Annotated in this window: 22 protein-coding genes and 1 other annotated feature; of the genes, 7 read left to right on the top strand and 15 right to left on the bottom strand. The window is 57.3% G+C overall.

Translation table 11 applies throughout. The annotated features are described in order from the left end of the window. Nucleotides 1–36 precede the first annotated feature (36 nt). Nucleotides 37–258 carry a hypothetical protein gene (locus B4M48_RS02070; RefSeq protein ID WP_139239684.1) on the top strand — a complete coding sequence of 74 codons (222 nt, stop codon included), beginning with the start codon at nt 37–39 and terminating at the stop codon, nt 256–258. Here the strand turns inward: B4M48_RS02070 and B4M48_RS02075 are convergent. The 3 genes from B4M48_RS02075 to tal form a co-directional block, all read right to left on the bottom strand. Then, nucleotides 250–1,551, bottom strand: a complete 1,302-nt coding sequence (locus B4M48_RS02075; protein WP_039382476.1) for an MFS transporter — start codon at nt 1,549–1,551, stop codon at nt 250–252. The two genes, B4M48_RS02070 and B4M48_RS02075, sit on opposite strands and share 9 nt — an antisense overlap. A 105-nt stretch (nt 1,552–1,656) precedes the next feature. Continuing rightward, nucleotides 1,657–2,244, bottom strand: a complete 588-nt coding sequence (mog, locus tag B4M48_RS02080; RefSeq protein ID WP_071669094.1) for a molybdopterin adenylyltransferase — start codon at nt 2,242–2,244, stop codon at nt 1,657–1,659. A gap of 123 nt (nt 2,245–2,367) precedes the next feature. Then, nucleotides 2,368–3,321 carry a transaldolase gene (tal, locus tag B4M48_RS02085; RefSeq protein WP_094110716.1) on the bottom strand — a complete coding sequence of 318 codons (954 nt, stop codon included), beginning with the start codon at nt 3,319–3,321 and terminating at the stop codon, nt 2,368–2,370. A gap of 214 nt (nt 3,322–3,535) precedes the next feature. Between tal and yaaA the strand changes: the two genes are divergently transcribed. Further along, on the top strand, nt 3,536–4,312 hold the full coding sequence (gene yaaA, locus B4M48_RS02090; RefSeq protein WP_283340878.1) for a peroxide stress protein YaaA: 777 nt from the start codon (nt 3,536–3,538) through the stop codon (nt 4,310–4,312). Between the two features lie 159 nt (nt 4,313–4,471). On the opposite strand, the gene thrC is transcribed toward yaaA, so the two are convergent. The 5 genes from thrC to B4M48_RS02110 form a co-directional block, all read right to left on the bottom strand. After that, complete coding sequence (gene thrC / locus B4M48_RS02095) at nt 4,472–5,755, bottom strand: threonine synthase (RefSeq protein ID WP_071669097.1); 1,284 nt, start codon at nt 5,753–5,755, stop codon at nt 4,472–4,474. 3 nt (nt 5,756–5,758) lie between these two features. Continuing rightward, on the bottom strand, nt 5,759–6,688 hold the full coding sequence (gene thrB, locus B4M48_RS02100; RefSeq protein WP_039385707.1) for a homoserine kinase: 930 nt from the start codon (nt 6,686–6,688) through the stop codon (nt 5,759–5,761). 2 nt (nt 6,689–6,690) lie between these two features. Further along, nucleotides 6,691–9,153: a bifunctional aspartate kinase/homoserine dehydrogenase I gene (thrA, locus tag B4M48_RS02105; RefSeq protein WP_071669098.1), complete on the bottom strand. Its 2,463-nt coding sequence runs from the start codon at nt 9,151–9,153 to the stop codon at nt 6,691–6,693. Between the two features lie 26 nt (nt 9,154–9,179). Next, nucleotides 9,180–9,302, bottom strand: a sequence feature (Thr leader region). Then, nucleotides 9,238–9,309 (bottom strand): thr operon leader peptide, encoded by a 72-nt coding sequence (gene thrL / locus B4M48_RS18020; protein WP_071669149.1) that lies wholly within the window; start codon nt 9,307–9,309, stop codon nt 9,238–9,240. It overlaps the preceding feature by 65 nt. A 185-nt stretch (nt 9,310–9,494) precedes the next feature. Continuing rightward, nucleotides 9,495–10,199 carry a tRNA/rRNA methyltransferase gene (locus tag B4M48_RS02110; protein WP_283340876.1) on the bottom strand — a complete coding sequence of 235 codons (705 nt, stop codon included), beginning with the start codon at nt 10,197–10,199 and terminating at the stop codon, nt 9,495–9,497. A 599-nt stretch (nt 10,200–10,798) separates the two neighbouring features. Here B4M48_RS02110 and arcA point away from each other — a divergent pair. Beyond that, nucleotides 10,799–11,515 (top strand): two-component system response regulator ArcA, encoded by a 717-nt coding sequence (arcA, locus tag B4M48_RS02115; RefSeq protein ID WP_039382461.1) that lies wholly within the window; start codon nt 10,799–10,801, stop codon nt 11,513–11,515. Nucleotides 11,516–11,561: 46 nt separating this feature from the next. Here arcA and creA read toward each other — a convergent pair whose 3' ends face one another. Continuing rightward, nucleotides 11,562–12,035, bottom strand: coding sequence for a protein CreA (gene creA / locus B4M48_RS02120; RefSeq protein WP_039382459.1), 474 nt, complete (start codon nt 12,033–12,035; stop codon nt 11,562–11,564). A gap of 194 nt (nt 12,036–12,229) precedes the next feature. Here creA and robA point away from each other — a divergent pair, with 194 nt between their 5' ends. Next, nucleotides 12,230–13,111 (top strand): MDR efflux pump AcrAB transcriptional activator RobA, encoded by an 882-nt coding sequence (gene robA, locus B4M48_RS02125; RefSeq protein ID WP_039382458.1) that lies wholly within the window; start codon nt 12,230–12,232, stop codon nt 13,109–13,111. A gap of 311 nt (nt 13,112–13,422) precedes the next feature. On the opposite strand, the gene gpmB is transcribed toward robA, so the two are convergent. Then, a complete protein-coding gene (gene gpmB, locus B4M48_RS02130) occupies nt 13,423–14,076 on the bottom strand; it encodes a 2,3-diphosphoglycerate-dependent phosphoglycerate mutase GpmB (protein WP_039382453.1) in 654 nt (217 codons plus the stop codon). A gap of 51 nt (nt 14,077–14,127) precedes the next feature. Here gpmB and yjjX point away from each other — a divergent pair, with 51 nt between their 5' ends. After that, entirely contained in the window at nt 14,128–14,646 is a 519-nt protein-coding gene (gene yjjX / locus B4M48_RS02135) for an inosine/xanthosine triphosphatase (protein ID WP_039382451.1), read from the top strand. Here the strand turns inward: yjjX and trpR are convergent. Beyond that, nucleotides 14,621–14,944 (bottom strand): trp operon repressor, encoded by a 324-nt coding sequence (trpR, locus tag B4M48_RS02140; RefSeq protein ID WP_039382449.1) that lies wholly within the window; start codon nt 14,942–14,944, stop codon nt 14,621–14,623. The genes yjjX and trpR overlap by 26 nt on opposite strands. A gap of 43 nt (nt 14,945–14,987) precedes the next feature. Beyond that, complete coding sequence (gene sltY / locus B4M48_RS02145; protein ID WP_104085556.1) at nt 14,988–16,907, bottom strand: murein transglycosylase; 1,920 nt, start codon at nt 16,905–16,907, stop codon at nt 14,988–14,990. Nucleotides 16,908–17,205: 298 nt separating this feature from the next. On the opposite strand from sltY, the gene deoR reads away from it, so the two are divergent. Both deoR and ettA read left to right on the top strand, forming a co-directional pair. Then, entirely contained in the window at nt 17,206–17,970 is a 765-nt protein-coding gene (deoR, locus tag B4M48_RS02150; RefSeq protein ID WP_039382445.1) for a DNA-binding transcriptional repressor DeoR, read from the top strand. A gap of 153 nt (nt 17,971–18,123) precedes the next feature. Then, entirely contained in the window at nt 18,124–19,791 is a 1,668-nt protein-coding gene (ettA, locus tag B4M48_RS02155; protein ID WP_071669101.1) for an energy-dependent translational throttle protein EttA, read from the top strand. A gap of 51 nt (nt 19,792–19,842) precedes the next feature. Here ettA and nadR read toward each other — a convergent pair whose 3' ends face one another. From nadR to serB, 3 genes are all read right to left on the bottom strand, one after another. After that, nucleotides 19,843–21,069 (bottom strand): multifunctional transcriptional regulator/nicotinamide-nucleotide adenylyltransferase/ribosylnicotinamide kinase NadR, encoded by a 1,227-nt coding sequence (gene nadR / locus B4M48_RS02160; protein WP_039382440.1) that lies wholly within the window; start codon nt 21,067–21,069, stop codon nt 19,843–19,845. Between the two features lie 106 nt (nt 21,070–21,175). After that, entirely contained in the window at nt 21,176–22,558 is a 1,383-nt protein-coding gene (radA, locus tag B4M48_RS02165; protein ID WP_039382437.1) for a DNA repair protein RadA, read from the bottom strand. A gap of 13 nt (nt 22,559–22,571) precedes the next feature. After that, the gene (gene serB / locus B4M48_RS02170) at nt 22,572–23,549 is read right to left on the bottom strand and encodes a phosphoserine phosphatase (RefSeq protein ID WP_071669102.1); all 978 of its coding nucleotides are present in this window, start codon (nt 23,547–23,549) and stop codon (nt 22,572–22,574) included. Nucleotides 23,550–23,588 lie beyond the last annotated feature (39 nt).

The raw sequence follows: 23,588 nt of genomic DNA on the forward strand, positions 1-23,588 counted from the left end.
CGTAAATTCTTTGTCAAATTGGGTTGTGATGCAGAGATGTGGTCGTTACCGCCACTTTCAACTGCGACTGCAGGCTTTTTTGCTGCCTCACAACGCCCGATGACAAGTAAATGGGGCCGCTTCGATGCGCATCAAGGGTTAAAAGCAAAAAATATTTCGATTCTTTTAGCCGGACGGGATAAATGGCGGGAAAATGTACAACTTCAGCAGCAGTACGGCGGAGCAGTGCTGCCCGCCGTACCGGGCTCATCAGGATAAAGAGCGCGAGGAGTGCCCCGCTGGCTGACGTGCGTCACGCCACAGCCAGCAGCCGACAGCGGCACCGATCGCCGCCAGCGCCAGCACATACCAGGCCGGTGCCACAGGCGTCAGCTGCATCATCAGCGTTACGCTGACGGGCGTCAGGCCGCCGAAAATCGCGTAAGCAACATTGTATGAGAAAGAGATGCCGGTAAAGCGTACCGCTGGCGGAAAGGCGCGCACCATGACAAACGGCACTACGCCTACCACACCGACGCTCAGTCCCGCCACGCCGTACCAGAAAAACAGCATCTGCGGCGCGCTGCCGGTGTTTTGGAAAAAGTGCCAGCTGCAGAAAGCCAGCAGCAGCGATCCCGCTATCAGCGTACGCGCCGCACCCGCGCGATCTCCGATCCAGCCTGCCAGCACGCATCCGACCAGCAGCATTACGGTCGCCAGGCTGTTGGCCTGCAGGCTCAGCGCAGCAGGCACGCCCTGTTTCTGCATCAGTGCGGGCGCCATTAAAATCACCACTACAATGCAGGCGGAGAGCAGCCAGGTCAGCAGCATTGAGATCGCAATACTGCGCTTGTGGTGCAGCAAAATAGCCTGCAGCGGCAGCCGTTCAGACAGCGTTTTCCGCTGCTGCATCTGCTGAAATACCGGCGTTTCATGCAGCCAGCGACGCAGGTACATCGCCAGCAGTCCAAACAGGCCGCCGAGAAAGAACGGCAGCCGCCAGCCGTAATCGCGCATTGCCGCTGGCGAAATCGTGCTGTTAAGCAGCGTCGCTACCAGTGAACCCAGCAGGATACCGGCAGTGAGGCCTGCGGTCAGGGTGCCGCAGGCAAAGCCGGTACGCTTTTCCGGAACGTGCTCAGCAACAAATACCCAGGCGCCCGGCACTTCACCGCCAATTGCCGCCCCCTGCAGCATCCGCAATAGCAGCATTAGCAGCGGTGCAGCGATACCTATGCTTGCATAGGTGGGCAGTGCGCCCATCGCCAGGGTCGGCAGCGCCATCAGCAGAATACTCAGGCTGAACATCTTTTTCCGGCCGACTTTGTCACCAAAGTGCGCCATAACAATGCCGCCCAGCGGTCGCGCCAGATAGCCGGCAGCAAAAATACCAAACGTCTGCACCTGACGCAGCCAGTCAGGCATATCGGGCGGGAAAAAGAGCTCGCCAATGACGGCAGCAAAGAAGATAAAAATAATGAAGTCGTAGAATTCCAGCGCCCCGCCAAGGGCAGCCAGCGACAGGGTTTTATAGTCCTGCCGGTTAAGTCGATGCGAGGTGAGCGAGTCCATAACGGTGCGGTATCCAGAGCCGGGAAAGGTAGAGCAGACGTTACTATACCGGCAAACCCGCACCACACCAGCAAGGCTGAATTTTATGCCTGAAAAGCCTTATATTCAGAGGTTTGTCTCACGCCGCGCGCTTTTCGGACGAAATGCTGCTACCACTGCCGCATGCGTCTCGATATAGGGCCCTTCCAGCAGCTGCAGGCAGTAAGGTACGGCGGCAAAAATTCCGGGTACCCTTACGCTGCCATCCTCCGCTTTTACCCCTTCCAGCGTCTCTTTAATCGATTTCGGCTGGCCGGGCAGATTCAGGATCAGCGACTGTTTGCGGATAACCCCTGCCTGACGTGACAAAATGGCAGTGGGTACAAACTGCAGGCTGATCTGACGCATCTGCTCACCAAAGCCAGGCATTTCACGATCCGCTACCGCCAGCGTCGCATCCGGCGTCACGTCGCGTCGTGCCGGCCCGGTACCGCCGGTGGTGAGCACCAGATGGCAGAAACGTTCATCTACCAGCTCGCAGATCGCCTGTTCAATCATCGGCTGTTCATCCGGCACCAGCCGCGTCTCCAGCTCGAAGGGTGTTGCCAGCGCAGTGCTGAGCCAGCTCTCCAGTGCCGGAATGCCCTGATCCTGATAAATGCCGTTTGCTGCGCGATCGGAAACGGAAATTAATCCAATGCGTAAAGTATCCATAAGAGTATCGCTGTGGTTAGCCGCGTGGCGGCAAAGAAAGAGAGATGCAGAAAGGATAATACAAAGCGCAGAGCAGAGAAATGCGTAATGCCGCGGCGGCAAGGCACCGCCACGGCGTCATGCTTACAGCAGTTCGGTCAGCATCTTTTCAAGTTTGCCCTGATCAACGGCAAAGTTGCGGATGCCTTCCGCCAGCTTAGTCACCGCCATAGGATCCTGGTTATGCTGCCACAGGAACTCCGCTTCGGTCATTTTCGCCGGACGCTCGCTGATCTCGCCGCTGTAGCTCAGCTTGCGCTCAACGCTGCCTTCGCTCTCAGCCAGCTCTTTCAGCAGGCCCGGAGAGATGGTCAGACGGTCGCAGCCCGCCAGCTCAATGATTTCGCCCACGTTACGGAAGCTGGCGCCCATCACCACGGTCTCATAGCCGTGCTGTTTGTAGTAGCTGTAGATTTCAGAAACGGACACCACGCCCGGATCTTCATGCGGCGCATACTCTTTTTTATCGGTGTTCTGCTTGTACCAGTCGAGAATACGGCCTACGAATGGAGAGATCAGGAAAACGCCCGCTTCTGCACAGGCGCGTGCCTGCGCAAAGGAGAACAGCAGCGTGAGGTTACAGTTAATACCCTCTTTTTCCAGCTGCTCCGCTGCACGGATGCCCTGCCAGGTTGAAGCGAGTTTGATCAGAATACGATCGTTGCTGATGCCTGCGTCGTTGTAGAGTTTGATCAGGCTGCGCGCTTTCGCGATGCTCGCTTCGGTATCGTAGGAGAGGCGTGCATCAACTTCTGTGGAAATGCGGCCCGGGATCAGTTTGAGGATCTCCAGCCCGATGTTGACAGCCAGTTTGTCAGAGACCAGCGCCAGCTGCTCTTCCTTGTTGCTGCTCTGCTGACGCGCCCAGCCGATCGCTTCATCAATCAGCTTGCGGTATTCAGGGATTTGGGCAGCGTTGAGGATCAGGGAAGGGTTTGTCGTGGCATCCTGCGGCTGATAGAGCTTCATCGCTGCAATATCACCGGTGTCGGCGACCACGGTAGTCAGCTGACGCAGGGAAGTAAGTTTATCCGTCATGGTTCTCTTTTCTCTTTGGTTGACTGTCAGGGTATAAAAGGCTGAATCGATAATATCACGCGCAATCAGCGGCGCAACATCGTGGCGTGCCCTTTACGATAGCGCTGACGAATAGGAGTGATTTGCCGATTGATGCCGCTTTTTTGATACACTCCGCGCAATAAATTTTCCGTTAATGTCCTGATATTTAAGCAGGCGCACAAGGAGACCCGGTATGCTGATGGTGATTTCACCGGCTAAAACGCTGGATTATGAGAGCCCGCTTGCCACCCCCCGCTTTACCCAGCCTGAGCTGCTGGAAAAATCGCAGCAGCTGATTGACGTTGCGCGCGCCCTCTCCCCGGCTGATATCGCTTCGCTGATGCGTATCAGCGACAAGCTGGCGCACCTGAACGCTGAGCGCTTTAACCAGTGGCAGCCGCACTTTTCGCCGGAAAATGCGCGTCCGGCTATTCTGGCGTTCAAAGGGGATGTTTATACCGGCCTGCAGGCTGAACGCTTTAGCGAGGCAGATTTTGATTTTGCCCAGCAGCACCTGCGTATGCTCTCTGGTTTGTATGGCCTGCTGCGCCCGCTGGATCTGATGCAGCCCTACCGGCTGGAGATGGGTACCCGACTGGCAAACCCGGCTGGCCGCGATCTCTATAGTTTCTGGGGCGATATGCTCACGGAAGCGCTGAATCAGGCGCTACAGGCGCAGGGTGACCAGGTGCTGATTAACCTGGCGTCAGATGAATATTTCCGGGCAGTAAAGCCGGCAAAACTGAATGCCCGGCTGATTAAGCCGGTGTTTCTGGATGAAAAGAACGGTCACTATAAGGTCATCAGTTTTTATGCCAAAAAAGCGCGCGGTCTGATGAGCCGTTTTGTGATTGAGCATCGCCTGACACAGCCAGATCAGCTGAAGCAGTTTGATGCAGATGGATACCGTTTTGATGCGGCAGCCAGCCAGGGAAATGAGCTGGTGTTTAAGCGTCAGGAACAGCGATAAATCAGTTTATGCCGGGGCGTCATCGCGTTTCGTATGCGCATCAATCCGGGCGCCATTAATGACGCCCCTACGGGACCATCCGATATCCGTAGGGGGCGCATTTATGCGCCCCTGGCGTGTTTATGCGCCCCTGGCCGCCATGAACTGCGCCCCGATCTGTTACTGCAGCAGGAATTTGCGTAGTGCGGCAAACTCTGCCGGCATCTGATGCGACAGCAGCGGCAGATCGGCGCGATCGGCCAGCGCCTGCGGCAGCGTAAGCGTCTGTCCCAGAATCTCCTCTACGCTCTCGCGGAATTTCGCCGGATGCGCTGTACCAAGGAACAATCCATACTCACCTTCCTGCAGCTGATCGCGCAGCAGACGATAAGCGATGGCCGCATGCGGCTCTGAGAGATAACCCAGATCGGCCAGCTCGCGCATCGTGGCCTGCGTCGTCTCATCAGAGACCGCGCCGTAAGCGAGATCGGTCAGACGCCAGGTTTTACGGCGGAACAGCTCTTCCACGCGCGGCCAGTTATTCGGCTGGCTGACATCCATCGCGTTTGACAGGGTAGCCACGGTGGCATTTGGCTGCCAGGCACCGTTGCCGAGAAAGCGCGGTACGGTGTCATTGGCGTTGGTTGCGGCAATAAACCGTTTAATTGGCAGACCGAGCGATTTCGCCAGCAGGCCGGCCGTGAGATCGCCAAAGTTACCGCTGGGTACGGAAACCACCAGCTGATTACGCTGCTCCTGCGGAAGCTGTGCGACCGCCTCAAAGTAGTAGCAGATCTGCGCCAGCAGACGGCTGATATTGATGGAGTTAGCGGAGTTAAGGCCAATCGCTTTTTTCAGCTCCTCATCATCAAACGCCTGCTTAACCAGCGACTGACAGGTATCGAAATCGCCATCAATTGCGATAGTTTCAATATTGCCACCCAGCGTGCAGAACAGTTTTTCCTGCAGGGCGCTGATTTTGCCCTGCGGATAGAGGATCACTACACGCACATTGTCCATACCGTAGAAAGCGTGCGCCACGGCAGCCCCGGTATCACCCGAGGTGGCAGTCAGAATAGTGATCTGCTCATCTGCGCCGGAGACATAGGAGAGCATCTGCGCCATAAAGCGGCCGCCGAAATCTTTGAATGCCAGCGTCGGGCCGTGGAACAGCTCCAGACAGGCGATATCTTCGCTGACTTTCGCCACCGGTGCCGGGAAGGTAAAGGCCGTTTTGACCCGCTCAGCCAGCTGATGCGGGGTAACTTCATCCCCGATATAAGCAGACAGGATTTTGCTGCTGCGGCTGACAAAGTCCATCTCCAGCATCGCATCGATATCGGTCAGTTCAAATTCCGGCAGCTCCAGTGGAAAGAACAGCCCCTGCTGCGAGCCCAGCCCCTGTTTGACTGCCTGCGAGAAGCTGACCTGCTCGTTGTGATCCTTAAGATTATAGAGTTTCATACGTTATCCCAGTTTACGTGCGCCAGCCGTATCAAGACGGCAGATATGGACGAAGCCTTCTTCATTCTGCAGATAGTGCTGGCTCAGCCAGTCTGCCATCCGCTGCGCCGTTGCCATCTCATTGCAAACAGCGAAAAGCGTCGGACCGGAGCCCGAAATGCCGCAGGCCAGCGCGCCGATATCGGCTGCCGCCTGCCGTGCCGCGGCGAAGCCCGGCAGCAGTTTGGTGCGGTACGGTTCGGCCACCACATCCTGCATTAACTTAGCCGCCAGCTGCGGCTGCCGGGTATGGCAGGCGTGAATAAAGCCCGCCAGCAGGCGGCCATGTTTAATCACATCCTGCTTGCGATATTGCGCCGGCAGAATCGCCCGCGCTTCCGCGGTAGAAACTTTAATGCCGGGATACGCCATAACCCACAGCCACTCATCAAAGCACGGCACCTGCTGGCTGATAATCCCCTGCTCTTCAATCATTAATTGTACGCCGCCGAGGAAGCAGGGAGCCACATTGTCATAATGTACGCTGCCAGAGATACGCCCTTCCAGCTCGCCCATCAGCGCCAGCAGTGCGGTATCGCTGAGCGGCTTGCCGCAGAATTCGTTCATCGCCATTAAGCCTGCCACGACGGAACAGGCGCTGGAGCCGAGGCCGGAGCCGATCGGCATATTTTTCTCCAGCGTCATCGCAACCGGCACTTCTTTGCCAATCGCCTGACAGAAACGCTCCCAGCACTGATAAACGATATTTTCTTTGGGATCGTCAGGCAGCTTGCTGACAAAACGACCGCGATTCTCAAGGCTGAAACGATCGGCTGCTTCAACTGCCACACAGTCGCCCAGCAGCGATCCATCCACCGGCGACACCGCGGCTCCCAGCACGTCAAAGCCAACGCTGACGTTGCCGATGGAGGCCGGTGCATAAATTTTTACCATCATTAAACTCCTAACTTCCACGACAGCGTACGCAGCAAATCAGCAAACACGCCCGCTGCGGTAACATCATTCCCTGCACCATACCCGCGCAGTACCAGCGGAATCGGCTGATAGTAGCGGCTATAGAACGCCAGCGCATTTTCACCGTTTTTCACTTTGCACAGCGGATCGTTGCCATCTACCGCCTCAATTTTAACGCTGCAGTGACCATCTTCTGCAATCGCTCCGACAAAACGCAACACTTTGCCTTCATCGCGCGCCTGAGCGACGCGTGCTGCAAAGGCATTATCCAGCTCCGGCAGACGCGCCATAAACTGATCCGCATCCGCCAGTTCAGTCAGGCTGGCAGGCAGAAGCGGCTCGATGGTGATATCGCTCAGCTCCAGCTGATGCCCCGCTTCGCGCGCCAGGATCAGCAGCTTGCGCGCCACATCCATTCCTGACAGGTCGTCACGCGGATCGGGTTCAGTAAAGCCCATCTCGCGCGCCAGCGTGGTTGCCTGGGAGAGCGACATCCCCTCATCCAGTTTGCCGAAGATAAAAGAGAGCGAGCCGGAGAGAATGCCGGAAAACTTAATCAGTTCATCGCCCGCGTTCAGCAGGTTCTGCAGGTTTTCAATCACCGGCAGACCGGCACCGACGTTGGTATCATAAAGAAACTTGCGACGCGACTTCGCAGCGGCAGCCCGCATCTGCTGGTAGTAGTTCCACGAGGAGGTGTTCGCCTTTTTATTAGGCGTCACGACATGAAAACCCTCGGCAAGGAAGTCAGCATACTGGTCGGCCACCGCCTGACTTGAGGTACAGTCGACGATCACCGGATTAAGCAGGTGATACTCTTTTACCAGCCGGATCAGACGTCCGAGGTTAAACGGCTCGCGCGCCTCACTCAGCGCCCCTTTCCAGTCTTTAAGGTCGATACCGTGGACGTTGGTCAGCAGCGCGCGCGAATTTGCGATCCCGCAGACGCGCAGATCGATATGTTTGCCTTTCAGCCACGCCTGCTGGCGATGCAGCTGATCCAGCAGCGCACCGCCGACGCCGCCGACGCCGACAACGAACACTTCAATCACCTGATCGGTCGCGAACAGCATCTGATGCACAACGCGCACGCCGGTAGTCACATCGTCATTGCTTACCACGACAGAGATTGAGCGTTCGGAAGAGCCCTGGGCGATCGCCACGATATTAATATTGGCGCGTGCCAGTGCCGAAAAGAATTTTGCGGAGATGCCGCGCAGCGTACGCATGCCATCGCCTACCACCGAAATCACCGCCAGCTGCTCCAGCACATCCAGCGGATCGAGCAGGCCCTCTTTCAGCTCAAGATGAAACTCCTCTTCCAGCACGCGCCGCGCGCGCGCCTGCTCGCTCTGGGGTACGCAGAAGCTGATACTGTATTCGGAGGAGGATTGGGTTATCAGCACTACGGAGATGCCGGTGCGGGACATCGCAGCAAACACGCGCGCGGCCATGCCCACCATGCCTTTCATTCCGGGGCCGGAGACGTTGAACATCGCCATGTTGTTCAGGTGGGTGATGCCTTTGACCGGATTTTCGTCATCGCTGCCCTCGCCGCCAATCAGCGTACCGGGCGCCTGCGGATTAGCGGTGTTTTTAATCAGGCAGGGGATCTGAAACTGTGCGATCGGCGCAATGGTACGCGGGTGCAGAACTTTGGCGCCAAAGTAGGAGAGCTCCATCGCCTCCTGATAGGACATCGACTTCAGCAGGCGTGCATCGGGCACCTGACGCGGATCGCAGGTATAGACGCCATCGACATCGGTCCAGATTTCGCAGCAGTCAGCGCGCAGGCAGGCGGCCAGTACGGCAGCAGAGTAGTCGGAACCGTTGCGCCCCAGTACGACCAGCTCGCCTTTTTCGTTACCGGCGGTGAAGCCAGCCATCAGGATCATATGATCGGCCGGGATCTGACTGGCGGCAATGCGCCGGCTGGATTCAGGGATATCCACTGTGGACTCCAGATAGTGTCCCACGGCCAGCAGCTTCTCAACCGGATCGATCACGGTCACCTGATAACCACGCGCCTGCAGCAGCGCCTCCATAATGGCAATCGACAGCTTTTCACCCCGGCAGATGATAGCGGCATTGACCGCGTCCGGGCACTGCCCCAGCAGGCTGATACCGTGCAGCACCTGCTTAAGCTGAGCAAACTCCAGCGCAACAAAGGTATTGATGCGCTCAGCGTCAAACCCCGGCTGGGCGGCCGCAAGCCCCTGCAGGAGATCGGCAAAAATGCGCTCGGCGTCGCTGATATTCGGCAGGGGATCCTGGCCGCTGATGGTTTTTTCAATCATCGCCACCAGGTGATTAGTAATTTTTGCGGGTGCAGAGAGCACGGTGGCAACCTGTCCCTGCTGCGCATTGCTTTCCAGAATGTCCGCTACGCGCAGAAAACGCTCTGCGTTGGCTACTGAGGTTCCGCCGAATTTCAGCACTCGCATGGTTAAAGCTCTCCTGAATTTTTGCCGAAAAAAAAGCCCGCACTGTTGAGGTGCGGGCTTCTTTTTTATTTTTTCCTGTATGCGTCAGCCCGCACCGTTACCTGTGGTAATGGTGGTGGTAATAATTGTTGTGGTGTTCAGGCTGTCGTTACGCATTAAGATTTTTCTGTCTGTCTTTGTCTTGTCCGTCTGCCTTCCAGAAGTAAAGCAAAGCGCACGTTAAGTCAACGAATTTGTCTTTTGCCGCTGAACCTGCAGCCGGGCAGTGCTGCGCTGGATCGGGTAAATGGTGTTGCGATCGTTCAGCCCCGAGGCGAGATGCCCGATCAGCAACTATCTGTTCAGGATTTTGCCGAGTAATGCTCTGCCAGCTTTTTTTCCACATCGTGCAGCAGCCGGTGCAGCATTGCGCTGTCGCGCTGCTCCAGCAGACCGATGCGTTGATCGATCCAGTCCACCATCTTGGTGTCATCACTCACCTCAAGCGTCGAGAGCAGCTGCTGAAAACGCTGACGCAGCGCCTGCAGCTGCAGCGCATTGGCCGTTTCTGCCGGGGTGACGGTGACCTGATTAAGCGAGGCGAGCTGATAACAGTAGACCATTACCGCCTGCCCCAGGTTTAGTGAGGGGTAATCAGCCGCCATAGGAATACCGGTCAGCAGATCGACCTGATCCAGCTCCTCGTTTGTCAGCCCGCTATCTTCGCGACCAAATACCAGCGCAATGCGCGGCAGCCACTGTCGCTTTTCCTGCAGAATAGTTTCTACCTGCACAGGCGTGGCATAGTAGCGAAACTTCGCCCGGCTGCGCGCCGTGGTGGCAACAGAAAAATCGACATCGGCCAGCGCGTCACTTAGCGTGGCATACGTCTGAACATTGTCGAGGATTTCACCGGCGCCGTGCGCAACGCGCCGCGCCGCCGGATCCTGCCACGCATCGCTGGCGACAATGCGCAGTTCTGTAAAACCCATGGTTTTCATCGCGCGGGCAGCGGCACCAATATTTTCCGGACGGGCGGGTGAAACTAAAATCAGGGGAAAAGACATAATTTTTCCAGTAGCAAATTAACACTATGCGCTATGGTGGCATGCAGCGAAAAAAATACCAATTGTTATGCAGTGATAAAGCAGAATGTTAATAATGTTAAACTGCCGGAATAAATTGTACTGATGGCATTTATCGCGATCAGGCAGATATTATGCGCTTATAAAAAATAAATCCTGTTAATTCATAATACTACGCTAGCTATTTATGCAGTTTGCATACGTTTAAAAGCGCGGGCTAAATGTAGCGAAAATGCTGCTTTTTGTGAGCTAAGCTGGCAATACAGGAGAAGTTTTTCATAAAAGTGTTAACGTGCTACACTTGCTTTTGATATAAGTCAACGAAGCGTTGTTTTTATGCTTATCGGTTGTTGCTGGTGCTGTTAGGTTGCTGTTAATGCGGTTAGGATAAACGTTATTCCGATCCCAACGGGGCGCACAGATATTCATTCTGACCGGCTGAGCTGACACTGAAGTTGACCTGATGGATGGTATATTCCGAAGATTATTTCGTACTCCGGCTGCGCACACGCCTTTATTCTGTCGCGGCAACGGCGGTACGCCCTGTTTTCGATTTGTTGGCAAATTTTAGGTAGCAAAACATGCAGACCCCGCACATTCTTATCGTTGAAGACGAACTGGTCACGCGTAACACGCTAAAAAGTATTTTTGAGGCGGAAGGTTACGTGGTCTATGAAGCCACTGACGGTGCTGAAATGCATCAGGTTTTAACAGACAATGACGTAAACCTGGTGATTATGGATATCAACCTCCCAGGGAAAAATGGATTGCTGCTGGCGCGCGAGCTGCGTGAACAGGCAAACGTCGCGCTGATGTTTCTGACCGGTCGCGATAATGAAGTGGATAAGATCCTTGGCCTGGAAATTGGTGCTGATGACTACATCACCAAACCTTTTAATCCGCGTGAGCTGACCATTCGCGCGCGTAATCTGCTGTCGCGCACCATGAACCTGGCGATGCCGGGTGAAGAGCGCCGTCAGGTAGAGAGCTACCGCTTTAACGGCTGGGAGCTGGATATCAACAGCCGTTCCCTGATCAGTCCAAACGGTGAGCAGTATAAGCTACCGCGCAGCGAGTTCCGCGCGATGCTGCACTTCTGCGAAAATCCGGGCAAAATTCAGACGCGTGCCGATCTGCTTAAGAAGATGACCGGTCGCGAGCTTAAGCCGCATGACCGTACCGTGGACGTCACGATTCGCCGTATTCGTAAACATTTCGAGTCGACGCCCGATACGCCGGAAATCATCGCCACCATCCATGGCGAAGGCTATCGCTTCTGCGGTGAGCTGCAGGATTAAGTTGAACAATAAAAAAACGCCCGTTCGGGCGTTTTTTTTGGCTGCTTTAATGCCACGGCATAATGGGCACTGCGCTTAGCGCGTTTTTCGGCGATCCATCCACAACCTTATCTGAGTAGCTCAGATAGACCAGCGCGTTGCGTTTCTGGTCAAAAAAGCGCACCACCTGCAGCTTCTTAAACACCAGCGACGTCCGCTTACGAAACACGACTTCTCCCTGCGCCTTGCCTTGTGCGATTTTCTCGCTAAGCTCTACAGGCCCTACCTGCTGGCAGGAGATAGCCGCATCCGATGTATCTTCAGCCAGCCCCAGGCCCCCTTTGATACCGCCGGTTTTAGCCCGGCTGATATAGCAGGTGACATTTTTCACGTCCGGATCGTCGAACGCCTCGACCACGATCTTATGATCGGGGCCGAAAATTTTGAATACGGTGTCAACAGAGCCGATCTCCTCCGCCAGCGCGACGGGAGTGAGCATAAAAGTTGCCAGCGTGACTATAAGAGCGCGATTTATTGTCATTGGGTTACCATTGCAAAGGAAAGAGATGTGGCGATAATGTACCGTCACCAGATCAAAGTACCAAACCTGAACGGGTTATCACCCGCATTGATATAGCACAGTTGATCAACACACAAGCGCCGCGCGTTTGTGCATTTAGTGCTATTATTCGACGACTTCATCGTTGCGCCACCAGAGAGTTATGAGGATGTTTTATGGACCAAGCCGGTATCATTCGCGATTTGCTTGTCTGGCTGGAGAGCCATCTGGATCAGCCGCTTTCACTTGATAACGTTGCACTGAAAGCGGGTTACTCCAAATGGCACCTGCAACGGATGTTTAAAGAGGTCACCGGACACGCCATCGGGGCCTATATCCGTGCGCGTCGGCTCTCCAAAGCCGCCGTGGCGCTGCGTCTGACCAGCCGCCCTATCCTCGATATCGCTCTGCAGTATCGCTTCGATTCACAGCAGACATTCACGCGCGCGTTTAAGAAACAGTTTAATCAGACGCCCGCCTGGTATCGCCGCTCGTCCGAGTGGAACTCTTACGGTATCCGCCCGCCCATTCGTCTGGATAACCAGCCCGTGCCGGAAGCACAATTTGTCACGCTGCCGGAGACGATTCTGGTGGGCCAGACGCAGAGTTATACCTGCGCGCTGGAGCAGATCTCCCGCTACCGTGATGAGATGCGCGTGCACTTCTGGAAACAGTTCCTGCTGGAAACCGATACCGTGCCGCCGGTGCTTTATGGTCTGCATCAGGTGCGCGCCAGCCATGAGAAAGATGATGAGCAGGAGATCCTCTATACCACTGCGGTACCGGCCGATCAGCAGGCGCTGAATATGCAGTCAAACCAGCGCGTGACGCTGGAAGCGGGCGACTACGTGCAGTTCAGCTATGAAGGTCCGCGCGTCGCGCTGCAGGAGTTTATCCTGATGCTCTACGGCACCTGCATGCCGCTGCTGGGGCTGATCCGTCGTCAGGGGCAGGATATTGAGCGATTCTATACCCACGGCGGCAAAAAGCGCAGCGAACCGCCTGCCGATATTCGCTGCGAATACCTGATCCCGATCCGCCCGCAGCCCGTTAATTAATCGCCAAAGAACCTCGTCGGGCGCATTAACCCGGGCGCCATTAATGGCGCCCCTACATTTTCCGTAGGGGGCGCATTAATGCGCCCCTGGCCGCGGTAAAAAACGTCATCACGTTCCGTACGCCCATTAATTCGGGCGCCATTAATGACGTTATCACGTCCCGCGCGCGCATTAACCCGGGCGCCATTAATGACGTCATCACGTTCCGCACGCGCATTAATCCGGGCGCCATTAATGACGTCATCACGTTCCGCGCGCGCATTAACCTGGGCGTCATTAACGACGCCCCTACATTTCCCGTAGGGGGCGCATTAATGCGCCCCTGGCAGCTCATCCAGTGCCGGGGCATCCAGATGCGAGACGTCGCCGGCGGTCTCTACAATCCAGCCAGACGCCAGCCAGGCACTCTGCTGATGATCCACGCGTGAAATCGAGCAATTACGCAGGCGCAGGCGTCGTTCCGCATGCGCCGGTAAACCCAGAATGGTACTCACCAGGGCACCCAGCGCCATACCGTGGCTGACCAGCAATGGCCGGCTGCCGGCTGGCAGATCGAGGCAGGCGTTTAGCGCATCATGCATGCGCGCCGCCAGCTCGCTCATCGACTCGCCGCCGGGAATGCGCCCCGCTTCGGTGCCATCCACCAGCGCCTTGCGCCAGCGCTCCTCTTCCGCCGTCAGGCCATCAAGCGGACGCTGCTCCAGACAGCCCATATTCAGCTCGCGCAAACGTGCATCCAGCGTAACCGGGCAGCCGCAGGCGTCAGCGATAATCTCTGCCGTACGCCGGGTGCGGCCTAAATCGCTGGCAATGACGTGCGTAATGCCCAGCGTTTTCACCCGCTCACCGACCTGACGCGCCTGCTGTTCACCTTTATCCGTCAGAGCACTGTCGGACTGCCCCTGAATGCGTCGGGCCGCATTCCAAACCGTTTCACCGTGACGAACAAGATAGACCTGTAACATGCGTAATTTCCGTTATACTGCGACAAATTTGCCTTGAGGGTTCAATCAATTATGTACCATGTTGTCGCAGCCACCACCAATCCGGCAAAAATTCATGCGGTTGCGCTGGCGTTCAGCGACGTATTCGGTGAGGGATCCTGCCATATTCGCGGGGTAGCAGTCGAGAGCGGCGTGGCGGCGCAGCCGCTTAGCGATACAGAAACGCGCAGCGGCGCACGTCAGCGCGTGATTAATGCCCGTGCGGCCGCGCCGGAGGCGGATTTCTGGGTGGCTATTGAAGCGGGCATCGAAGGCGACTGCGCGTTTGCATGGATGGTAGTGGAAAATGCACAGCAGCGCGGTGAATCACGCTCTGCCAGCTTTACGCTGCCGCCGGTTGTGCTGGCAGGATTAGCAGCCGGGCGCGAGCTGGGCGATGAGATGGCGCGCCTGACCGGGGTCGACAATATCAAACACAAGGGCGGCGCGATCGGCGCTTTTACGCAGGGCCTGCTGACCCGCTCCAGCGTCTATCATCAGGCGCTGATCCTCGCACTCTGCCCGTTTACTCATCCGCTTTATCAGCAGTAATCAGCCGCGATTCCAGCCAGCGTCTGAGTTCGGGTGGCGCCTCTTTCAGGCTGTTAGAGCCGCGCGTTATCGTCGCAATGCCCACGCCCAGCTCGTTTTTCAGTTCGCGCTGGCTGATATCGCCGTTGATTAACGCTTCGATAATGCGCAGCCGCGTGCCGAACGATTCACGTTCATCGGGCGTCATCATCAGCTGCAGCATCGGCAGCGCCACGTTATCGGCAAACGCATGCTGCATCAGGTCGATAAAACGCAGCCAGTGATCGTCAGCGGGCTGCTCAGAAAGGGATGAAGGCATAGTGGCTTCCGTACTCATTAACGAGTACGGAAGCATAGCACACTCAGTAACGCTGATTCCACTCGCTGTCGCTGAGAATCTTGTCAGGTTTCCCCATGAAGTAACGATAGTAGGCGTCATACGCCAGCACGTTCTTCACGTAGCCCCGCGTTTCAGAGAACGGAATCGTTTCAATAAAGGCCACGGCGTCCAGTTTGCCTCCGCTGTTATTACGCCAGCTGCGCACCCGCCCCGGCCCGGCGTTATAAGCGGCGGAGGAGAAAATGCGGTTCTGCCCGAACTGCTGATAGACATACTCCAGATACTGCGTGCCAATCTGGATATTGGTTTGCGGATCAAGCAGCTGGCTGCTGTTTACATAGCCGGGAATATTGTACATTTTCACGGTATGCGCGGCCGTGGCTGGCATCACCTGCATCAATCCGCTGGCCCCGACCGGGGAGCGCGCTTTCGGGTTCCAGGCGCTCTCCTGGCGCGAGATGGCCATGGCGTAGCTCGGATCGATCGCCTTATCACCGGTGTATTGCTGATACAGATTGCGCCACGCCAGCGGGAAACGCTCTTTCAGGCTATCCCACATTTTTGCGCTAATCGTGGCCTGCACGCTCAGATCCCACCAGTCCTGCTGGTTCGCGTAGTGCGCCAGCATCTGCTGCTGCGTGCGGGTTTTACTGACGATCAGGTTTGCCCACTCGCTGCGCGCCAGGTTATCCATGCCCCAGTACATCAGCTCGCGTACGCGCGCCATCTCCGGTCCCTGCACGATGCTGTTGTCCGCGGCCGGCGCGTCATCAATCTTCAGCGGATAGTCGGTGCCAAGGCGCTGCGCCGCCACCATCGGATAGAAGCCGCGCTGCTGCATCAGCTTACGCAGAATCTCATCGGCTTCATCTTTGCGCCCCTGCGCTATCAGCAAATCCGCCTGCCAGTACTGCCACTCATCTTTTTCTTTCGCTTCCGGCGGCAGGCGCGCGATCCAGGTGTTGAGGCCACGGCGGTCGCTTTCGCTCAGCGCAAGGCGCACGCGACGTTCGATAAGCGCGGTGGATTCACTGTTCATCACCACGGCATCGCGCCAGCGCGCCTGCTCTGAGGTCAGGTCAGCCCCCATCATGCGCCATACCACCGCCTCTTTCAGATCCTGCTCTTCTGCCTGACTCATCTTCTGCGCTTTAACCAGCTGCGGGATCATCATGCGCGCGTTATCCATATCTTCGCGCGCCACGCGCGCAAAGGCGTAGCTGGTGGCCATACGGGTAAAGTCGGTCGGCCCCAGAGTGGCGGCAAACGTCGTTACGGTCTGCGGATTCTGCTGCAGGGCCAGCAGTGCGCTGGCGGTGGTCTGGTAATCCGCCGGCAGCATTTTTGCCAGATAGTTTACCAGGCTGTCGTTACCCGCTTTCATCGCCAGGCGGATACGCTCCAGAATGGTGATCGGCGAGAGCTGGCCTGATGCCTGCCAGACTGAGAAGAGCCGGTCGCAGTCAGCGGGCAGTGCCGAGCCGCGCAGCCAGATACTTTTCGCACCGGTAAACGCCGTCTGCTGCTGGCCGGTGGCCCATTTAGCGTAGTACCAGTTGCAGCGCGCCTGCACCGGCTTCGGCTCATCCGGACTGAAGCTTAAAATCCCCTGCCAGTCCTGCCGGTGCGCCAGCACGTTCACAAATCGCGTCTGCAGCGATTTGGCTGGCGGCAGCGTCGGATACTGCTGAATAAAGTTTTTGATCGCCAGCCCCGCTTCCTGATCGAGATCCTGCGCCAGCAGGCGATACTGCAGATAGGGATAGAGCGGATAATCCTGCAGCGTCGGCATCAGCTGCTCAACCTGGTCCATCTGTTTGTTATCCCAGGCCTGCTTGATCTGCGCATAGCGCTGTCGTTGCTGATCCAGCGAGTCGGCCCATACGCTGCCTGCCGTGCTGACCAGACACATCCCTATCATCCAGTTACGCCACTTCTCCACTCCGCTCTCCTCTCTGCTTCGGTCCAGCGTATGCCGGACTCCCTTCATGCTAACCAGGGCTTTCGTCTCTCGCCACGTTCTTAACAAAATTTACCTGACGAACAGGCTCCTGCCCCCCTGACCCGCCTGTGCACCTGCAACGCAGTTTACGCCACGGCGCCTTTAAGGCTACTATTGACCACCCGCTGCTGACGCCGCCGCAACCGCCTGAAACCTGTCAGGATTGTCGCGCTCAGAGGCTCAATGGCAAACCGCATCCGCTGCTCTGCGGCAGAACACCACTTTTACCGAGATGCTTATGGAAACCCGGCGCGACGAACGACTCAATAAGCTGGCCCAGGCCCTGAAACGCACCGATAAGCTGCATCTAAAAGAGGCGGCGCAGCTGCTGGGCGTCTCTGAAATGACCATCCGCCGCGATCTCAGCGAATCGGCCTCGCAGGTGGTGCTGCTCGGCGGCTATGTGGTCAGCGATCCGAAAAACCATGCCGGGCACTACTTTGTTTCCGATCAGCACGGGCACAACGCCGCGCGTAAACGGCGTCTGGCGCAGGCCGCCGCCGCGCTGATTCGTGAAAATGATACGGTGTTTTTTGACTGCGGAACCACGCTGCCCTACGTCATCGACGCGATTCCGGACACCCTCGCCTTCACGGCAGTCTGCTGCGCGATGAACACCTTTCTGGCACTGAAAGAGAAGCCCGCCTGCAGCGTGATCCTCAGCGGCGGCGAGTTTCATGCTGATAACGCGCTGTTTACGCCAGTCGGTAACCACTCCATTCTTGATGACCTCTGCCCGGCGCTGGCGTTTATCTCAGCAGCGGGAGTGGATCTGCAGCAGGGCGCAACCTGTTACAACCTGAATGAGCTGGCGATGAAGCACCACGCCATGCTGCGCGCGCGTGAACGGGTACTGGTGGCAGACAGCAGCAAATATGGCAAGGTGCTGCCCGCCCGTATCAGCGCGCTGCACCGTTTCGAGCGGCTGGTCAGTGACAGCACCCCTGACGCCGCGCTCAGTGCGTGGCTGGCAGAGCAGGCGATTACGCTGCATCTGCCCTGATCGCCGTCAGCGCGTACAATTACGCAGCAGTGCGCCTGACATCACGCCTGTCACGCAAGTTTCACCGCGGCGCGGCTGTGATTAGGCCGTGAAAACCGCTAAACTTCACCATCTGACGTTCCACTATTTACAGACCAAGAGGCTCATCATAACGTGGCTCAATTCGTCTATAGCATGCATCGCGTCGGCAAAGTGGTACCGCCGAAGCGTCACATTCTGAAGAATATCTCTCTCAGCTTCTTCCCGGGCGCCAAAATCGGCGTACTCGGTCTGAACGGCGCAGGTAAATCGACCCTGCTGCGCATCATGGCCGGTATCGATAAAGATATCGAAGGGGAAGCGCGCCCGCAGCCGGGCATTAAAGTGGGTTATCTGCCGCAGGAGCCGCAGCTCAACCCGGAACACACCGTGCGTGAATCCGTTGAAGAAGCGGTGGCGGAAGTCGCTGGCGCTCTGAAACGTCTTGATGAAGTCTACGCGCTGTACGCCGATCCCGATGCGGACTTCGACAAGCTGGCCGCCGAACAGGGCCGTCTGGAAGAGGTGATTCAGGCGCACGATGGCCACAATCTGGAAACCCAGCTCAACCGCGCCGCTGACGCGATGCGTCTGCCGGAGTGGGATGCCAAAATCGGCAACCTGTCGGGTGGTGAACGCCGTCGCGTGGCGCTGTGCCGCCTGCTGCTGGAAAAGCCGGACATGCTGCTGCTTGATGAACCGACCAACCACCTGGACGCGGAATCTGTCGCCTGGCTGGAACGCTTCCTGCACGACTTCGAAGGCACCGTGGTCGCGATTACCCACGACCGTTACTTCCTCGATAACGTTGCGGGCTGGATCCTGGAGCTGGACCGCGGTGAAGGTATCCCGTGGGAAGGCAACTACTCCTCCTGGCTGGAGCAGAAAGATCAGCGTCTGGCGCAGGAAGCGTCGCAGGAAGCTGCACGCCGCAAATCCATTGAAAAAGAGCTGGAGTGGGTGCGTCAGGGTGCGAAAGGCCGTCAGTCTAAGGGCAAGGCGCGTCTGGCTCGCTTTGAAGAGCTGAACAACAGCGACTATCAGAAGCGTAATGAAACCAACGAACTCTTTATTCCGCCAGGCGCACGCCTCGGCGATAAAGTGCTGGAAGTGAAAAACCTCAGCAAATCGTATGGCGATCGCGTCCTGATTGACGATCTGTCGTTCTCGCTGCCAAAAGGAGCTATTGTCGGGATCATCGGGCCGAACGGCGCGGGTAAATCGACGCTGTTCCGCATGATGTCTGGTCAGGAGCAGCCCGATTCCGGCAGCATCGATCTGGGCGAAACCGTGAAGCTGGCGTCGGTCGATCAGTTCCGCGATGCGATGGATAACTCTAAAACGGTATGGGAAGAGGTCTCTGGCGGCCAGGATATTATGCGTATCGGTACCACCGAGATGCCAAGCCGTGCCTACGTCGGACGCTTTAACTTCAAAGGCACCGATCAGGGTAAACGCGTGGGCGAACTCTCCGGCGGTGAGCGCGGACGTCTGCACCTGGCGAAACTGCTTCAGGTAGGCGGCAACCTGCTGCTGCTGGATGAACCGACCAACGACCTCGACATCGAAACCCTGCGCGCGCTGGAGAATGCCCTGCTGGAGTTCCCGGGCTGCGCGATGGTGATCTCGCATGACCGCTGGTTCCTCGACCGTATTGCCACCCATATCATCGATTATCAGGATGAGGGCAAGGTTGAGTTCTTTGAAGGTAACTTTACCGAATACGAAGAGTATAAGAAACGCACTCTCGGCGCGGATGCGCTGGAGCCGAAGCGTATCAAATACAAGCGTATGGCGAAGTAACCTGCTGATAAAAAAGGCGCCTCCGGGCGCCTTTTTTATTGTGCTCAGGCGTTAATTGCCCAGCCGCTCTTTGACCAGCTCCACACAGCGCAGGAAGCGCGCATCGTAGTTGTCCTCCTGCACGTGCACAAACTCAACGTTATTTTCCCGCAGCATGGTCACCAGAATAGACTGAAACTCGCGCCGGTCTACCGAGCTGCCGAGGCTGCGCAGGCCATCCGCCACCCAGGGCACGTTGTTCTCCAGCAGGATCACCAGGTCAAAGCGGTACTCATCGATCAGCGCCTGCACAAAAGGATGTTCGCGTCCTTCATACTTCAGGCAGAACGCCTGAGTGGTAATAAAATCGGTATCGATAAAGGCGACTTTATTCGCGTACTTGACGGCAAAATCGATGTATTGCGCCTGACCGAGCGCGATTTTATCGTAGTCAGAATACTGCAGCGCCATCTCGTCGCCGCCGAGGTGAGAGAAGACGTAGTCGCGGCCATACTCCCAGGCGCTGGTGGTATTAAAGATATTCGCCAGCTTGTTGACCAGCGTGGATTTGCCGCTCGACTCGCCACCCAGCACCGCGACGGTGCGCACAAAGAAAGGCTTCACTTCGGTCGGAATATATTCCCAGTAGCGAAACGGATCCTGACGGATCTGGCTGCCGCTGATGCTCATAAACGATCGATGCGGATCGATCACCCGCGCCGGGATCCCCAGATATTGCTGATACATCGGCGCATCCGGTTCTTCGCTGGTATAAACGCAGTCGGGCATAATCCCCTGCTCTGCCAGAAACGCGCTGACGCCTGCGCTCCAGAGATCCCAGCCGTGCGGATAGGGTTCGATTCCCTCTTCGTTGAATGAGTGAATACGAATGTTTTTCTGGTATTTGAATGTCTGCAGCAGCCAGCGCAGACGATCGCTGATGGTGGGCTGCTGCGACATGGCGCTGTTCTCAAACAGTGCGCGATCGCGCGGCTCGTCGTGGCCCATAATAATATGCAGCTCATCCACCTGACTGCAGGCGCGCTGGATCAGGTAGATATGGCCGGTGTGCAGCGGATAGAACTTGCCAAATACCACGCCCACGGTTTTCTCACGCCGCGGAAACTCCAGCCCGAGAAAGTGATGCAGCGCCGCCAGTTTCTGCGCACCAGGGCTTTTTATTTTCGCGTTAAGCAGCTGACTCAGGTAGCCCTTGGTCATTCCGCTGGCGTCAGCCACCTGCTGCAGCGTATGGCCCTGCTGCCGAATCGCGGTCTTCAGATAGTCAAATGATGACACTCAGTGCCTCCTGCGGACAATAAACGGCGGTGCGGCCTTTAAGGCGGGGCGCATTAATGCGCCCCCTGCATATCGCGGCGGCGGCATTTATGCCGCCCTGGCGAAATTACAGCTCATCCAGAATGGCCAGCGCATCTGCCAGCTTCTTCGCGCTGTAAACCTTCATGCCATCAATGGTTTTCTTCGGCGCGTTGCCGGCCGGCACGATGGCGCGCTTAAAGCCGTGCTTGGCTGCTTCAGAGATACGCTCCTGGCCACTCGGTACCGGCCGGATCTCACCTGCCAGCCCGACTTCACCAAAGATCACCACATCCTGCGGCAGAGGGCGATCGCGCAGGCTGGAGACCATCGCCAGCAGCAGCGCCAGATCGGCACTGGTTTCCGTGACTTTTACGCCGCCTACCACGTTAACAAACACATCCTGATCCGCCATTTGCAGGCCGCCATGACGATGCAGTACCGCCAGTAAAATCGCCAGACGGTTCTGCTCCAGCCCTACCGCTACGCGGCGCGGATTGCCCATCATCGAGTGATCCACCAGCGCCTGGATCTCAACCAGCAGCGGCCGGGTACCTTCCCACACCACCATCACCGAACTGCCTGAAGTGATCTCATCGCCGCGCGACAGGAAAATAGCTGAAGGGTTGCTGACCTCACGCATTCCCTGCTCCGTCATGGCGAATACGCCCAGCTCATTCACCGCACCAAAACGGTTTTTATGGCTGCGCAGCGTGCGAAAGCGCGAGTCGGCATCGCCATCCAGCAGCACCGAGCAGTCGATACAGTGCTCCAGCACTTTCGGACCTGCCAGCGAGCCATCTTTGGTGACGTGGCCGACCATGATAATCGCCACGCCGCGCGTCTTGGCAAAACGCGTCAGATAGGCGGCGGTCTCCCGCACCTGCGCCACGCTGCCGGGAGAAGACTGAATATCCGCCATGTGCATCACCTGGATGGAGTCGATAACCATCAGCTTCGGCTCTTCCTGCTCGGCAATCAGGCAGATCTGCTCAATACTGGTTTCCGACAGCATATTCAGGTTGTCCGTGGGCAGTCCCAGCCGGTGCGCGCGCATCGCCACCTGCTGCAGCGACTCCTCGCCGGTGACATAGAGCGTCTTCATGCTCTCCGCCAGCTTGCACATAACCTGCAGCAGCAGCGTCGATTTACCGGCACCGGGGCTGCCGCCAATCAGGATAGCGCTGCCCGGAACCACTCCACCGCCCAGGACGCGGTCAAACTCTTTAAAGGTGGTGGTGAAGCGCGGCAGCGCCTCAAGGCTAATCTCCGAGAGCTTCTGCACCCGGCTGCTGCCGGCGTTACCTGCATAGCCGCTCAGGCGCTCATTGCGCGCAGCGGCAGGCGAGGCAGCAATACGCACCTCGGTGATGGTGTTCCAGGCGTGGCAGGCGCTGCATTGCCCCTGCCAGCGCGGATAGTCTGCGCCGCATTCGTTACACACGAAGGCGCGTTTTGCCGCTTTGGCCAAATCAGTTCCTCAGTTAACGCTCTTCATGAATCAGGCTGCCGGTCAGGATGCAGAACACCCCCATCAGGTCAGCGTGACGGATAGTGACTTCCGTCTGCTCATTCACTTTAGGTTTAGCATGATAGGCAATACCCAGTGCTGCACGCTTAATCATCGGCAGATCGTTGGCGCCATCGCCCACCGCTACCGTCTGCTGCGGTGCGATATCAAAACGCTGTGCCAGCTGATGCAGGGTTTCCGCTTTATATTGCGCATCGACAATCTGTCCGATCACCTCGCCGGTGAGTTTACCGTCGCGCATCTCCAGCTCATTGGCGACGGCCGCCGCCAGATGCAAGGTCTGACGCAGGTGATCCGCATAAAAGGTAAAACCGCCAGACGCAATCGCAACCTGCCAGCCGAGCGCCTGCAGCTTATGCACCAGCGTGGTCAGGCCCGGCATCAGCGGCAGAGTGTCGCGCACCTGTTTAAGGATAGCGGCATCGGCGCCAGCCAGCTGCGCCACGCGCTCACGCAGGCTGGCTTTAAAGTCGAGTTCACCGCGCATCGCCCGTTCGGTGACCTCAGCCACCTGCTCACCGCAGCCCGCCAGCCTGGCGATCTCATCAATGCATTCGATCTGGATCGCCGTGGAGTCCATATCCATCACCAGCAGCCCCGGCGTTTTCAGATGCGGGATTTTGCCCAGCGGCGCCACGTCGAACCCGGCGTCATGTGCCAGCCGGGTGGCGCGCGGCGTCAGCGAACCTGCCAGCCGGATCACCTGGTATTCGTCAACGTTCCATGCGCTGACAATCACCATGGCGGCCCCCAGCTGATGCTGATAATCGGTCAGCTGCTGTTTATCGAGTCCGCGCCCATACAGCAGCCAGCCCGTGCGGCCGGCACGGTAGTCCAGCGGCATAACTTCATCACCGCTCAGGGAGAGGGGTAAACCCGGCCAGAGAGAGACATCGGCGGGCAGATCGCACCAGGTAAGACGATTTGGCATTACAGCTCCTGTAGGGACAACAAAACCACGCAAGAGGCT

It is taken from the genome of Pantoea sp. UBA6567 (assembly GCF_002434165.1).
In the GTDB taxonomy this organism is placed as follows: Bacteria; Pseudomonadota; Gammaproteobacteria; order Enterobacterales; family Enterobacteriaceae; genus Pantoea; species Pantoea eucrina.

What these genes read in the sequence shown, in the direction of transcription:
- B4M48_RS02070 (WP_139239684.1), top strand. Translation starts at nt 37, where the DNA reads ATGTGGTCGTTACCGCCACTTTCAACTGCGACTGCAGGCTTTTTTGCT.
- B4M48_RS02075 (WP_039382476.1), bottom strand. Translation starts at nt 1,551, where the DNA reads ATGGACTCGCTCACCTCGCATCGACTTAACCGGCAGGACTATAAAACC.
- mog (WP_071669094.1), bottom strand. Translation starts at nt 2,244, where the DNA reads ATGGATACTTTACGCATTGGATTAATTTCCGTTTCCGATCGCGCAGCA.
- tal (WP_094110716.1), bottom strand. Translation starts at nt 3,321, where the DNA reads ATGACGGATAAACTTACTTCCCTGCGTCAGCTGACTACCGTGGTCGCC.
- yaaA (WP_283340878.1), top strand. Translation starts at nt 3,536, where the DNA reads ATGCTGATGGTGATTTCACCGGCTAAAACGCTGGATTATGAGAGCCCG.
- thrC (WP_071669097.1), bottom strand. Translation starts at nt 5,755, where the DNA reads ATGAAACTCTATAATCTTAAGGATCACAACGAGCAGGTCAGCTTCTCG.
- thrB (WP_039385707.1), bottom strand. Translation starts at nt 6,688, where the DNA reads ATGGTAAAAATTTATGCACCGGCCTCCATCGGCAACGTCAGCGTTGGC.
- thrA (WP_071669098.1), bottom strand. Translation starts at nt 9,153, where the DNA reads ATGCGAGTGCTGAAATTCGGCGGAACCTCAGTAGCCAACGCAGAGCGT.
- B4M48_RS02110 (WP_283340876.1), bottom strand. Translation starts at nt 10,199, where the DNA reads ATGTCTTTTCCCCTGATTTTAGTTTCACCCGCCCGTCCGGAAAATATT.
- arcA (WP_039382461.1), top strand. Translation starts at nt 10,799, where the DNA reads ATGCAGACCCCGCACATTCTTATCGTTGAAGACGAACTGGTCACGCGT.
- creA (WP_039382459.1), bottom strand. Translation starts at nt 12,035, where the DNA reads ATGACAATAAATCGCGCTCTTATAGTCACGCTGGCAACTTTTATGCTC.
- robA (WP_039382458.1), top strand. Translation starts at nt 12,230, where the DNA reads ATGGACCAAGCCGGTATCATTCGCGATTTGCTTGTCTGGCTGGAGAGC.
- gpmB (WP_039382453.1), bottom strand. Translation starts at nt 14,076, where the DNA reads ATGTTACAGGTCTATCTTGTTCGTCACGGTGAAACGGTTTGGAATGCG.
- yjjX (WP_039382451.1), top strand. Translation starts at nt 14,128, where the DNA reads ATGTACCATGTTGTCGCAGCCACCACCAATCCGGCAAAAATTCATGCG.
- trpR (WP_039382449.1), bottom strand. Translation starts at nt 14,944, where the DNA reads ATGCCTTCATCCCTTTCTGAGCAGCCCGCTGACGATCACTGGCTGCGT.
- deoR (WP_039382445.1), top strand. Translation starts at nt 17,206, where the DNA reads ATGGAAACCCGGCGCGACGAACGACTCAATAAGCTGGCCCAGGCCCTG.
- serB (WP_071669102.1), bottom strand. Translation starts at nt 23,549, where the DNA reads ATGCCAAATCGTCTTACCTGGTGCGATCTGCCCGCCGATGTCTCTCTC.